Source organism: Pseudomonas sp. THAF187a (assembly GCF_009363395.1).
Classification (GTDB): domain Bacteria; phylum Pseudomonadota; class Gammaproteobacteria; order Pseudomonadales; family Pseudomonadaceae; genus Aquipseudomonas; species Aquipseudomonas khazarica.
Genome location: NZ_CP045349.1, coordinates 2,082,578 through 2,096,101 on the forward strand (window position 1 = coordinate 2,082,578; position 13,524 = coordinate 2,096,101).

Consider the following 13,524-nt stretch of genomic DNA (forward strand, 5'->3'; position numbering starts at 1 on the left):
AGCCGCGAATTGGCGACCGAAGCCGCTCTTGCGAAACCCTCTGCTCGGTCGAGATAACGAGGTTTGTGATGACTTGTGATTTCCTGACCCTGGCCCAGCCAGGCGTGCAGAAGCTTTCCCCCTACGTGCCAGGCAAGCCGGTCGATGAGCTGGCCCGCGAGCTGGGGCTCGATCCGGCCGGTATCGTCAAGCTGGCCAGCAACGAGAACCCGCTGGGCCCCAGCGACAAGGTGCTGGCGGCGATTCGTGCCGAACTGGATGAGCTGACCCGCTATCCGGATGGCAACGGTTTCACCCTCAAGGCTGCCCTGGCCAGCCGCTACGCTGTCGATGCGGCGCAGGTCACCCTGGGCAATGGCTCCAACGACATCCTCGAGCTGGTCGCTCGCGCCTACCTGGCGCCGGGCCTCAATGCCGTGTTCAGCGACTACGCCTTCGCCGTGTACCCCATCGCCACCCAGGCTGTCGGTGCCCAGGGCAAGATCGTGCCGGCCCGGGACTATGGTCACGACCTGGACGCGATGCTCGCCGCGATCGACGACGACACCCGCGTCGTGTTCATCGCCAACCCCAACAACCCGACCGGTACCTGGTTCGGCCCCGAGGCGCTGGAAGCCTTCCTGGCCAAGGTGCCGGAGTCGGTACTGGTGGTGCTGGACGAGGCCTACATCGAGTATGCCGAGGGTGATGAGCTGCCGGATGGTCTGGACTACCTGGCGCGTTATCCCAATCTGCTGGTCTCGCGTACCTTCTCCAAGGCCTATGGCCTGGCGTCGCTGCGGGTCGGCTACGCGATCAGCTCGCCGGCCATCGCCGACGTGCTCAACCGGGTGCGGCAGCCGTTCAACGTCAACAGCCTGGCGCTGGCCGCCGCCTGCGCGGCCCTGGCCGATAGCGACTACCTGGCCGAGAGCCGTCGTCTCAATGACGCCGGCATGCAGCAGCTGGAAGACGGCTTGCGCGCCCTGGGGCTCGGCTGGATTCCGTCCAAGGGCAACTTCATTGCCGTCGACTTCGGGCGCGACACGGCCGCGATCAACCAGGCGCTGCTGCGCGAAGGGGTGATCGTGCGGCCGATGGCGGGCTACCGCATGCCGAACTTCCTGCGCGTTTCCATCGGTTTGCCGAGGGAGAATGCGCGCTTCCTCGAGGCGCTGGCCAAGGTGCTCTCGGCGTGACTGTAACGGCCGTGCAATCGAATGCCCCTAAGATCGGCCGCCTCGTGGTGGTGGGCCTCGGGTTGATCGGTGGCTCCTTCGCCAAGGGGCTGCGTGAGCGTGGCCTGTGTCGCGAAGTGGTGGGGGTCGACCTGGATGCCGAGTCGCGGCGACTGGCCGTGCAGCTGGGGGTGGTCGATCGCTGCGAGTCTGACCTGGCCACCGCCTGTCAGGGGGCCGATGTCATCCAGCTGGCAGTGCCTATCCTGGCCATGGAGAAGCTGCTCGCCGAGCTGGCGAAGCTCGATCTCGGCACGGCGGTGCTGACCGATGTCGGCAGTGCCAAGGGCAATGTCGTGCGTGCCGCGCGCCTGGCGTTCGCCGGCAAGCACGTGCGCCTGGTGCCCGGGCACCCGATCGCCGGTTCCGAACAGAGCGGTGTGGAGGCTGCCAACGCCGGCTTGTTCCGCCGGCACAAGGTCATCCTCACGCCTTGCGAGCACAGCGATGAGTCAGCCGTGGCACTGGTCGAGAGCCTGTGGCGCGAGCTGGGGGCGGCTGTCGAGGTGATGGAGGTGGAGCATCATGACCAGGTGCTCGCCGCGACCAGTCATCTCCCGCATCTGCTGGCTTTCACCCTGGTCGACTCGCTGGCCAAGCGCAGCGAGAACCTGGAGATTTTCCGTTACGCCGCTGGTGGTTTCCGCGATTTCACGCGGATCGCCGGCAGTGATCCGGTGATGTGGCACGATATCTTCCTCGCCAATCGCGAGGCCGTGCTGCGTACGCTGGACACGTTTCGCGACGACCTCGACGCTCTGCGCGACGCGGTCGACGCTGGGGATGGGCATCAACTGCTGGGCGTGTTCACCCGCGCCCGCGTGGCCCGCGAACATTTCAGCAAAATTCTGGCCCGCAGGGCCTATGTGGACGCTATGCACTCGACCGATCTGATTTTCCTGGCAAAACCCGGTAGCTCGCTGGCCGGCCGTATTCGCGTACCCGGTGACAAATCCATCTCGCATCGTTCGATCATGCTGGGTTCGCTGGCCGAAGGCACGACCGAGGTCGAGGGTTTCCTCGAGGGTGAAGATGCCCTGGCTACCCTGCAGGCGTTTCGCGACATGGGCGTGGTCATCGAAGGCCCGCATCATGGCCGCGTGACCATCCATGGTGTCGGGCTCAATGGCCTGAAGGCGCCGGCCGGCCCGCTGTACATGGGGAACTCCGGTACCTCCATGCGCCTGCTCTCGGGGCTGCTGGCCGCGCAGCCGTTCGATACCACCCTGACCGGCGATGCCTCGCTGTCCAAGCGCCCGATGAATCGCGTGGCCAAGCCGCTGCGGGAAATGGGCGCGGTGATCGAGACCGCTCCGGAAGGTCGTCCGCCGCTGACCATCAAGGGTGGTCAGCGCCTGACCGGCATGGCATACGAGATGCCGATGGCCAGTGCTCAGGTCAAGTCCTGCCTGCTGCTGGCCGGCCTGTACGCCGCTGGCAGCACCTCGGTGACCGAGCCGGCGCCGACTCGCGACCACACCGAGCGCATGCTGCGCGGCTTCGGCTATCCCGTCAGCGTCGAGGGCGCCACGGCGTGCGTCGAGTCCGGGCACAAGCTCAGTGCGACCCGTATCGAGGTGCCCGCCGACATTTCCTCGGCGGCCTTCTTCCTGGTCGCTGCCAGCATCGCCGAGGGTTCCGAGCTGGTGCTCGAGCATGTGGGCATCAACCCGACCCGTACCGGTGTGATCGACATCCTCAAGCTGATGGGCGGCGACATCACCTTGGAGAACCAGCGTGAAGTCGGCGGCGAGCCGGTTGCGGACATCCGTGTGCGCGCGGCCAGGCTCAAGGGCATCGATATCCCGGAAGACCTGGTGCCGCTGGCCATCGACGAGTTCCCCGTGCTGTTCGTGGCTGCTGCTTGCGCCGAAGGCCGCACCGTGCTGCGCGGCGCCGAAGAGCTGCGGGTCAAGGAGTCCGATCGTATCCAGGTCATGGCCGATGGTCTGGTCGCGCTGGGCGTCAAGGCCGAGCCGACTCCGGACGGTATCGTCATCGAAGGCGGCGCCATTGGTGGTGGTGAGGTCTGGGCGCATGGCGATCACCGCATTGCCATGTCCTTCAGCGTCGCCTCGCTGCGTGCCAGCGCGCCGATCCGCATTCACGACTGCGCCAACGTCGCCACCTCCTTCCCCAACTTCCTCGCCCTGGCGGCCGAAGTGGGCATCAACGTGGCAGAAGAGGGCAAGGCATGAGCGCCCCGGTCATCACCGTCGACGGGCCGAGCGGCTCGGGCAAGGGCACGCTCTGCGCGCTGCTGGCCAAGCAGTTGGGCTGGAACCTGCTCGACTCCGGCGCCCTGTATCGCCTGCTGGCCTTCGCCGCCGGTAATCACGGCATCGACCTGACCAACGAGGAAGCGCTCAAGCAACTGGCGGCGCATCTGGATGTGCAGTTCATCGACAAACGCATCATCCTCGAAGGCGAGGAGGTCACCGACGCCATTCGCAACGAGCAGGTGGGGGCGGGCGCTTCCATGGTCGCCTCGCTGCCGGCGGTGCGTGAAGCGCTGCTGCAGCGCCAGCGTGCGTTCCAGGAAATGCCGGGGCTGGTCGCCGATGGCCGCGACATGGGAACGGTGGTGTTCACCGAGGCGCCGCTGAAGGTTTTCCTCACGGCCAGCGCCGAGGAACGTGCTCGCCGCCGCTACCTGCAGTTGAAGGCCAAGGGCGATGATGTTAATCTCGCGAGTCTTCTCGATGAGATTCGGGCGCGCGATGAGCGCGATACCCAGCGCGCAGTGGCACCGCTGAAGCCTGCCGCAGACGCAATCCTGCTGGATTCGACCGAGCTTTCCATCGAGCAAGTGCTAGAACGAATTCTGCGTGAGGTCGCCGAGCGCGATCTCGCCGGGTAAGAGCTCCGGCTGTCCTAAGTCGGAAAGCTCGCAAGGAGGCATGCGGGAGACCAGTCCTTGTCCCGCAGGCCTCTTTTTACATGAACGAACCCACATGGTCTGGAATGTGGTTTGGGCGAATCCCCGCCCTTGATCAACAGGAATCAACATGAGCGAAAGCTTTGCAGAACTATTTGAAGAAAGCCTGAAATCCCTCGACATGCAGCCGGGTGCCATCATCACCGGTATCGTGGTCGACATCGACGGTGACTGGGTTACCGTACACGCCGGCCTGAAGTCCGAGGGCGTCATCCCGCTCGACCAGTTCTTCAACGAACAAGGCGAGCTGACCATCAAGGTCGGTGACGAAGTCCACGTTGCGCTGGACGCGGTTGAAGATGGCTTCGGTGAAACCAAGCTGTCCCGCGAGAAAGCCAAGCGCGCTGAATCCTGGCTGGTTCTGGAAGCTGCGTTCAACGCTGAAGAAGTGGTCAAGGGCGTTATCAACGGTAAGGTCAAAGGCGGCTTCACCGTTGACGTCAACGGCATCCGCGCGTTCCTGCCGGGTTCCCTGGTCGACGTCCGTCCGGTGCGTGATACCACTCACCTGGAAGGCAAAGAGCTGGAATTCAAGGTCATCAAGCTGGACCAGAAGCGCAACAACGTTGTCGTTTCTCGTCGCAGTGTCCTGGAAGCCGAGAACAGCGCCGAGCGCGAAGCTCTGCTGGAATCCCTGCAGGAAGGCCAGCAGGTCAAAGGTATCGTCAAGAACCTCACCGACTACGGTGCGTTCGTTGACCTGGGCGGCGTAGATGGTCTGCTGCACATCACCGACATGGCCTGGAAGCGCATCAAGCACCCGTCCGAAATCGTCAACGTTGGCGACGAGATCGACGTCAAGGTTCTGAAGTACGACCGCGAGCGCAACCGCGTATCCCTGGGCCTGAAGCAACTGGGCGAAGACCCATGGGTTGCCATCAAAGCCCGTTACCCGGAAAACACCCGCGTCATGGCGCGCGTCACCAACCTGACCGACTACGGCTGCTTCGCTGAGCTGGAAGAAGGCGTTGAAGGTCTGGTGCACGTTTCCGAAATGGACTGGACCAACAAGAACATCCACCCGTCGAAAGTCGTCAACGTCGGCGACGAAGTGGAAGTCATGGTTCTGGACATCGACGAAGAGCGTCGTCGTATCTCCCTGGGTATCAAGCAGTGCAAGACCAACCCGTGGGAAGACTTCTCCGGTCAGTTCAACAAGGGTGACAAGATCTCCGGCACCATCAAGTCGATCACCGATTTCGGTATCTTCATTGGTCTGGACGGCGGCATCGACGGCCTGGTTCACCTGTCCGACATCTCCTGGAACGAAGCCGGCGAAGAAGCCGTGCGTCGCTTCAAGAAGGGCGACGAGCTGGAAACCGTCATCCTGTCGGTCGACCCGGAGCGCGAGCGCATCTCCCTGGGCATCAAGCAGCTGGAAGACGATCCGTTCAGCAACTACGTCTCCCTCAACGACAAGGGCACCATCGTCCGCGGCGTTGTGAAGGAAGTGGATGCCAAGGGCGCCATCATCGACCTGGGCAACGAGATCGAAGCCACTCTGAAAGCTTCCGAAATCAGCCGTGACCGCGTTGAAGACGCGCGCAACGTCCTGAAGGAAGGCGACGAAGTAGAAGCCAAGATCATCAGCGTTGACCGCAAGTCCCGCGTTATCAGCCTGTCCATCAAGTCGAAAGACGTCGAGGACGAGAAGGATGCGATGAAGGAACTGCGCAGCAAGCAAGACGCTGAAAGCACCGGCCCGACCACCATTGGTGATCTGATCCGTGCTCAGATGGAAAACCAGAACTAAGTTCAGGTAATTCATCGAAGAAAAGGGCGGCCCTCGGGCCGCCCTTTTTCGTTTCTGCAGCGCTCATCGGTCCGTTGCCATGCAGTGGCTGGCGGCACTCGCTGCGCCCGCTGAATGTGTGCGTGATGCGGCGCTTATGCCTGAGTCATCAACTCTCAATCCGGATATTGCGCTAACACCTTGTTTTTTGGGCTGTTCAAAAGCTGACCAGCGTGCTAAAACCGATCCATCGAGTCTTCTAGCCGCTTGAAAAAGAAGGGAAAACCATGACCAAGTCGGAGTTGATCGAACGAATCGTCACTCACCAGGGTCAGCTCTCCTCCAAGGATGTCGAGCTGGCCATCAAGACCATGCTGGAGCAGATGTCCCAGGCGCTGGCGACAGGGGATCGCATCGAGATCCGTGGCTTCGGTAGCTTCTCCCTGCACTACCGCGCCCCGCGCGTAGGGCGCAACCCGAAAACCGGTCAGTCGGTACGTCTGGATGGCAAGTTCGTGCCGCATTTCAAGCCAGGCAAGGAGCTGCGGGATCGGGTCAACGAAGACGAGTGACCTGATCCGCAGGGCCTGCTGAACCGCTTGCCGGCGTCATCCCTTTGTCATGGTTGCGAAATAACAGAAAACCGGGAAAATGTGCGGGTTTTCATATCGCTGCCTAGTTGGCCAGTCTTACTGACCACATTGCTTCCGCAAAGGCTGAATCTAACCCGTACTACTGGGCCGAGTCCCTTTAGGCTTCTGTCGTTAAGGGATTGACCTTTGCGGTACCCTCATCTTGCTGCTGCCATAGGTGCTACAAGCTCATGCCATCGATGGCAGATAGATGATGAGCATACGGTTTTGTGCCCCCCTCCACCGAGTTGTCCTGACCTGGCGTCTGGAACATGAGCATGGATCATGCTCGTGTCGACCATGTTGGGCGTGCTCCCTGTAGTAATGCTACCGGCTTGAATGGTGAAATTCTCCGCGCTGAGCGATCAGGCAGGTTTCTCCTGCTCGCTCGGGGATACGCCCTCAAGGGGCGCGTTGGTCGCAATCAACAACAATTTTTACGTAGTCTCGAATCGATCTGGCGGCCGCTTGGGGGCGCTCCTTGCAAGTGCTGGCTCTCGGCAGTGGCCTTTTTCCAGGCGACCGTGCTGTCAGTTGCCTCAGCGGTACGTCGGTCGATGGGAAGTACTGCGCGCTACTCGTCAGTTGCCAGGTGGAAGGCGCGCCTATGCCGGAGTCGGTGTTTTGCCCCAGGTGATGGCTACGTGGAAAATGACGGAGAGCGCTATGACTTTTGTGTGCAAGTACATACCATCAGAGGTTGTCCTGCTCATATGGGACGACGCAGGGTGGTTTGCGGTGTAGCACGTCCGGCCTTAAGTCGTTCAGAAGTGCTGCCATGCGATCAGGAGGCGATGGCGGATGAGGGTGGAGTCAGTTCACGTCTTTCGTTGATGAACGCAATGTCATTCTGGATTTGGGGCTCGGCGGAGCAGTTTGTCATTGCCTCAAGAAATACCCATTACTCAGGTTCGCCGCTTCATGATGCCAGTTAATTCCATTCAACCAGTCGTGCTTTGCGGTGGGGCAGGTACACGTTTGTGGCCGCTTTCTCGGTCAGGTTTTCCGAAACAGTTCCTGTGCCTGACTGGCAATGAAAGTTTGTTCCAGCAGTCTGTAAGGCGGCTCCTGGGAGGAGCGGCGGCGAGCGACGCGGTTCGCTCTCCCTATATCATCTGCAATGATGAGCACCGCTTTCTGGCCCAGGAGCAACTCAGGGAGCTTGAGGTCAAGGATGCAACATTCCTACTCGAGCCTGTTGGGCGCAATACTGCTCCGGCACTCACTTTGGCTGCGCTGGCGGCGTGTGAAGGGGGGGCGGATCCCGTCTTGGTGGTGGCTCCGGCTGATCAAGCGATCAACGACAACGAGGCTTTCCGTCTTGCGATACTTCAGGCAGCCGAGTCTGCGCTTGAAGGCAACATCGTTATTCTCGGTATCGTTCCTGACAGCCCCGAAACGGGATATGGCTATATCAAGGTAGCTCCCGACGATGAATTGGTATCTGTTGTCGAGCGCTTTGTAGAAAAACCTGATCAGGAAACTGCCCAGCGTTATCTGGACGAAGGCGATTATTACTGGAATGCAGGCTTATTCGTACTGAGGGCCTCCGTATGGTTAGAGGCGTTGAGCGCTTTCCGTCCGGACATTCTCCAGGCATCCAGGAAGAGCTGGGAGGGTAAGCGAATAGATGGTGCTTTCATTCGTCCTGATAAAGAGCTCTTTACGGCAGTTCCCAGTGAGTCGATTGATTACGCTGTCATGGAGAAGTGCCCTGGAAGTAATTTCCCCATAAGGATGCTGCCCCTGGATGCAGGTTGGAGTGACTTGGGGGCCTGGGACGCTGTGTGGAAAGTGTCACCCAAGGATGACCGGGGCAACGCCCTTCATGGTGATGTGTTGATAATCGACAGCGGCAACTCGCTTGTACACGCCAGTAGTCGTCTCGTCGCGCTGGCCGGTGTCGAGAATCTTGTGGTGATTGAAACGGCAGACGCTGTTCTGGTTGCAGACAGGACGCGCTGTCAGGATGTTAAGCGGATTGTGACCCTGCTTAACCAGCAGTCACGCGAAGAGCATGCCCTGCATCGGAAGGTGCATCGCCCGTGGGGTTGGTATGACAGCATTGATGAAGGTGGGCGCTTCAAGGTCAAGCGTATACAGGTCAACCCCAAGGCGAGCCTCAGCTTGCAAAAGCATCATCACCGAGCTGAGCATTGGATCGTCGTGCGAGGTACCGCGGAAATTACGCGGGGGGACGAAACACTGCTGCTTACTGAAAACCAGAGCACCTACATCCCGTTGGGGGAAGTGCATCGCCTCGCCAACGTCGGCTCAACACCTCTAGAGATTATTGAGGTACAGTCCGGAAGCTACCTCGGGGAGGACGACATTGTTCGTTATGATGATGAGTATGGGCGGGGATAGCATGCTGTTCATCACTGAGGTTCTAGAGGTGAAAGTAATTGAGGGACAGGGAGTATTTGGCAAGGTCGTTAGGTATTAGAAGTCTCTCGTGCGAACAATAGTGTTATCAGGCTGTTGAGGTAGGGTTATATGGGTGATGAACTTAAGCTTCCTGAAAAGAAAGTTTTTATTCTTGATGTTGATGGTGTAATGACTACTGGGCATTTTTTGTACACTGCCGAGGGTAAGGTCATGAAAATATTTGGCCCGGATGACAATGACGGTCTGTCTTTGCTTAAAGGGTTCGTAGATATCCGATTTGTCACTGGAGACAAGAAAGGCTTTCCGATCAGTAAAAAACGTATTGTTGACGATATGGGGTTTGAGCTGGATATCGTCAGTACGGTGCGTCGTGCTGAGTGGATCGCCGAGCGCTATCCCCTTGAGTCTGTCATTTATATGGGAGACGGAATCTTTGACCACTATGTGATGGCAAAGGTCGGTTATAGCATCGCGCCAGCCAATGCAGATAAAAATGCTAAGGCATATGCCTCCTACATCACTGAGCGATCGGGCGGTGATCGTGCCGTTGCAGAGGCCGCTCTGCATCTCTTGGAAAAGTTCTTTACCCCTTTCAACCCTGAGCAACTGCCTAACGCCCAGCAGAAACTCTCTGGAGAGTGGACCGTATGATTCATCAGCGCTTGCAATCTTTTTTGCAGAAAAGACACTGCACACTTCTCGGTGTTGGACCGATGAGCGTCAACTGTGTTGATGCAACCATCGAGTTGGCCAACGAGCACGAGGTTCCGATCCTGATGATTGCCAGTCGGCGTCAGATCGATTCGGAAGAGTTTGGCGGTGGCTACGTGAATAACTGGACCACTGAAGAGTTTGCTCGTTATGTCACGGATAAGGACAAGAAAGGCAAGATCCTCTTGGCGCGTGATCACGGTGGCCCATGGCAGAATACCCGTGAGAAGGACGCTCAGTTAGGGTTGCGCCGCGCTATGGAATCGGCTAAGTCGTCTTATCGCTCGGACATTGCTGCGGGTTTCCAGGTGCTGCACATCGACCCCAGTGTTGATATCCATGGTCAGCCAGATGTTGATGAGGTTCTGGACCGCGTGTTTGATCTTTACGATTATTGCTGGTCACAGGCGCAGCAGCATAATCGTGAGATCATTTTCGAGGTGGGCACCGAAGAACAGAGCGGAAGCACGAACTCTCAAGAAGAGCTCGACTACACGCTGAACGAGATCAACAAGTTTTGTCGCAAGAACAGGTTTGATCCGCCCGCATTTGTAGTTATTCAATGCGGCACACGGGTAATGGAAATGCGCAACGTGGGGTCGTTCGATTCACCCGTGCGTGTGGCCAATGAAATTCCTGCTGAAATCCAGCTGCCGAAGATGATTGAGATCTGTAATCGTCATGGCATCTTCATGAAAGAGCACAACACCGATTATCTTTCCGATGAGGCGTTGCAATGGCATCCGCGTCTGGGTATTCACGCGGCCAACGTTGCACCCGAATTTGGCGTGGCAGAGAGCAAGGCTTTGGTCGGAGTGCTTGAGGACAATGGTCTTCATGAGCTGGCAACACGCTTTCTAGCACTGGCTTACGAGTCGAACAAGTGGGATAAGTGGATGCTTGATGGCACTACTGCCACCGATCGTGATCGCTCGTTGATTGCTGGGCACTATGTATTTTCGACACCTGAGTGCAAAGAGTTGAAAGTCGAGGCTGCCCAGTTACTGGCTCGTAAACAAATTGATCTGGAAGCGCATCTCAAGCAGCAGGTCAAGAACAGTATCCTGCGCTATCTGCGTAGCTTCCGTCTGGTGAGGTCAGCATGAAATCAGTCGCAACCATCATCCTGAATCGTAATCTGCCAGATGTAACTGATCGGTTGTACGAACATTTGCTTGAGCACGATGGCGAGTTGACCGATATCTATGTTGTAGAAGCCGGCTCCGATGCTGACAAGCTCAGCCGCCATGCCACCTGGCACGCCAATAGCCCGGAAGTCATGCAGAATGGCCTGCGTTACAGTCGCGGTATGAACTATGGCTTGGTCCAGTTGCTGAAGGAAGAACGTTTTTCCAAATATGACGCGTTCTTTCTGCTGTCCAACGACACAGAGTTGCGGGCCGGGCCGACCCTGGCGCCACTGCTTCGTATTCTTGCGGAGCAGCCGCGTATTGGTATTCTCTCGCCATGCTCCGAGCGCTGGGGCGAACGTCTGTTGCTGAAGCAGGAAACCACCAAATATTTCTGGTTTATTCATAACAACGCTTATTTATTGCGCCGTCAGTTCATTGAGAGTATTTGCGAAACCGACGAACCGGATGAGATGAACTTTCTGTTTGACGGAAGCAACTTCCGTGGTTATGGGTCGGAGCATGAGTTGATTGCTAAGGCTTACGCCAACGACTGGGCGGCTGCCATTACCGCCGAGGTGTGGGCGGGAGAGAACGAGTCCTATTTGTTGGATCATGCGGACGAAATCAAAACCGAAGGGTACGAAGAGAACCTTCAGCTGTACGTCGCCGAAGGCCGCCGTTGGATGCGCCGTAAGTACGGTTTTCCTAGCCAGTGGTCGATGCAGCAGTACGTCAAAGGCTTCTACGACAAGTTCTTTGAGTTCCACCCCGAATATGCCCAATACAAAGTTTGAGTGAGCGAGTCATGAGCGAATACAAAGTTATTGAAAAGCCTTGGGGCAAGGAAGAAGTCGTCGAAATCAACGATAAGTACATGGTCAAGAAATTGACCATGTGGGCCGGTCACCGTTGCAGTCTGCAGTACCATAACTTCAAGAAAGAAACGATCTATGTGCTGTCTGGTGTGCTGAAAATCGTTCAGGGTACCAGCCAGGACGCACTGGAAGAAAAGCTGTACCGCGCCGGCGATACCATCACCATTCCGCCTGGTCTCATTCATCGCATGGAGGGTGTTGAGGATAGCGTATACCTCGAAGCTTCCACTCCAGAAATGGATGATGTGGTACGTCTGGTCGATGACTACCAGCGTGCTCCGCAATGAGTTATCGGGTTTGCATACCATGCGCGGGCACTGGATCTCGCCTGGGAGAGCTCACTCGCTTTCTGAACAAGTCGCTGGTCAGTATTGCTAACCGCCCGACGCTGTCTCACCTCATAGAGCGCTTTCCTGAAGATGTAGAGTTCGTTATCGCTCTAGGCCATAAAGGGCACTTGGTCAGGGAGTACCTTGAGCTGGCGTATCCGGAGCGGACCTTCCATTTTGCCGTTGTTGCGCCTTTTGAGGGGCCTGGTTCGGGTCTTGGGCTCAGTCTGCTTGCCTGTCGTGAGTACTTGCAGCAACCCTTCATCTTCATGTCCTGCGATACGCTGACTGATGAGGCTATTCCTGCGCCCGATGAAAATTGGATGGGTTTTGCCGAAGCTGACGATATCAGCGCCTACCGCACCGTGGCATTGAAGGGTAATGACGTAGCTGATATCTGTGAAAAGGGTATTGGTGAGCCTGCTACCCATAAGCCGTATATAGGGCTCGCCGGTATTCAGGATTTTGCTGCCTTCTGGCTGGCCATGGAGCAGGGCGGTTCCATGGCAATTGACACTGGTGAGGCCTACGGGCTGCGGCGGCTGCTCGAACACGGCATCAAGGCGCGGCGTTTTACCTGGCATGACACGGGTAACCTGCCAGCTCTTGCAGCTGCGCGTGAACATTTTCGCGAGCCGGATGAGCCGAACATTCTAGACAAGGCCAATGAGGCCATCTGGTTCGTTGGTGATGCGGTGATCAAGTTCTCTGATGACAAGAAGTTTATCGCCAACCGAATCAAACGGGTCGCGGAACTACAAGGTTATGTTCCGCAGATCACGGCTTTCGGCGAGAACATGTATCGGTACGGCAAGGTCACGGGCCGGGTACTTTCCGAAGTGGTCACGCTGCCCCGATTCCATCGGTTGCTGGAGTTCAGCCAAGGTTTTTGGGCTGCCAAACAGCTCAGCACTGAGCAAAAAAGCGCGTTTGAAGAAAACTGCCTGCGTTTTTATCGAGATAAGACGCTGGAGCGCGTGGAGCTGTTCTACAGCACCTGCGGTAAAGGGGATGGTACCGAGGCCATCAATGGCGTAGCAATGCCAGCCCTGCGTGATCTGCTGGGTCGCGTGGACTGGAACTGGTTGGCGCAAGGGCTACCAGGGCGCTTCCACGGTGATTTCCATTTTGAAAACATTATCGTGACGGAGCAGGAACAATTCGTCTTTCTCGACTGGCGGCAGGACTTCGGCGGGGACCTGACCATCGGTGACGTTTACTACGATTTGGCCAAGATACTTCATGGTCTGATCATCAACCATGAGTTGATCAATCTCGATCTGTACCATACTGACTGGCAGGCCGACCAGATTGCATTTGATGTACATCGTCGGCAGTCGCTGGTTGATTGCGAGCGTTACTTCGAAGTGTGGCTGGCGAATCATGGCTATGACGTCCGCAAGGTTCGTGTCCTGACGGCACTTATTTACTTGAATATTGCCCCGCTGCACCACCATCCTTATACATTGCTGCTGTATTCGTTGGGCAAGTCTATGTTGCATAGCGAACTGGCAAGCTAAGTCTAGCTATGATTTACAATTTTAATGCGTTACTTAATATAAATTGGAT

The 13,524-nt window shown here is 57.5% G+C and carries 11 protein-coding genes; all 11 read left to right on the forward strand.

Annotation, left to right across the window (positions count from 1 at the left end; translation table 11 throughout):
- Positions 1-68: 68 nt before the first annotated feature.
- Entirely contained in the window at positions 69-1,178 is a 1,110-nt protein-coding gene (hisC, locus tag FIV02_RS09650; protein ID WP_134678181.1) for a histidinol-phosphate transaminase, read from the forward strand.
- Complete coding sequence (locus FIV02_RS09655) at positions 1,175-3,415, forward strand: bifunctional prephenate dehydrogenase/3-phosphoshikimate 1-carboxyvinyltransferase (protein WP_134678180.1); 2,241 nt, start codon at positions 1,175-1,177, stop codon at positions 3,413-3,415. Before hisC ends, FIV02_RS09655 begins: the two co-directional genes overlap by 4 nt.
- Positions 3,412-4,077 carry a (d)CMP kinase gene (cmk, locus tag FIV02_RS09660; RefSeq protein ID WP_037054123.1) on the forward strand — a complete coding sequence of 222 codons (666 nt, stop codon included), beginning with the start codon at positions 3,412-3,414 and terminating at the stop codon, positions 4,075-4,077. Before FIV02_RS09655 ends, cmk begins: the two co-directional genes overlap by 4 nt.
- 148 nt (positions 4,078-4,225) lie before the next feature.
- Positions 4,226-5,908, forward strand: a complete 1,683-nt coding sequence (gene rpsA / locus FIV02_RS09665) for a 30S ribosomal protein S1 (protein ID WP_047588966.1) — start codon at positions 4,226-4,228, stop codon at positions 5,906-5,908.
- A 266-nt stretch (positions 5,909-6,174) separates the two neighbouring features.
- Entirely contained in the window at positions 6,175-6,459 is a 285-nt protein-coding gene (gene ihfB / locus FIV02_RS09670) for an integration host factor subunit beta (protein ID WP_003243558.1), read from the forward strand.
- A gap of 981 nt (positions 6,460-7,440) precedes the next feature.
- A complete protein-coding gene (locus FIV02_RS09675; protein ID WP_218571705.1) occupies positions 7,441-8,886 on the forward strand; it encodes a mannose-1-phosphate guanylyltransferase/mannose-6-phosphate isomerase in 1,446 nt (481 codons plus the stop codon).
- A gap of 129 nt (positions 8,887-9,015) precedes the next feature.
- On the forward strand, positions 9,016-9,558 hold the full coding sequence (locus FIV02_RS09680) for an HAD hydrolase family protein (RefSeq protein WP_152488485.1): 543 nt from the start codon (positions 9,016-9,018) through the stop codon (positions 9,556-9,558).
- On the forward strand, positions 9,555-10,724 hold the full coding sequence (locus FIV02_RS09685; protein WP_152488486.1) for a class II D-tagatose-bisphosphate aldolase non-catalytic subunit: 1,170 nt from the start codon (positions 9,555-9,557) through the stop codon (positions 10,722-10,724). The genes FIV02_RS09680 and FIV02_RS09685 overlap by 4 nt, the downstream gene beginning before the upstream one ends.
- Positions 10,721-11,545, forward strand: a complete 825-nt coding sequence (locus FIV02_RS09690) for a hypothetical protein (RefSeq protein WP_107328385.1) — start codon at positions 10,721-10,723, stop codon at positions 11,543-11,545. The genes FIV02_RS09685 and FIV02_RS09690 overlap by 4 nt, the downstream gene beginning before the upstream one ends.
- A gap of 11 nt (positions 11,546-11,556) precedes the next feature.
- Positions 11,557-11,913, forward strand: coding sequence for a cupin domain-containing protein (locus tag FIV02_RS09695; protein WP_107328384.1), 357 nt, complete (start codon positions 11,557-11,559; stop codon positions 11,911-11,913).
- Positions 11,910-13,475 carry a phosphotransferase gene (locus FIV02_RS09700; protein ID WP_152488487.1) on the forward strand — a complete coding sequence of 522 codons (1,566 nt, stop codon included), beginning with the start codon at positions 11,910-11,912 and terminating at the stop codon, positions 13,473-13,475. The genes FIV02_RS09695 and FIV02_RS09700 overlap by 4 nt, the downstream gene beginning before the upstream one ends.
- The last annotated feature ends 49 nt before the right edge of the window (positions 13,476-13,524 follow it).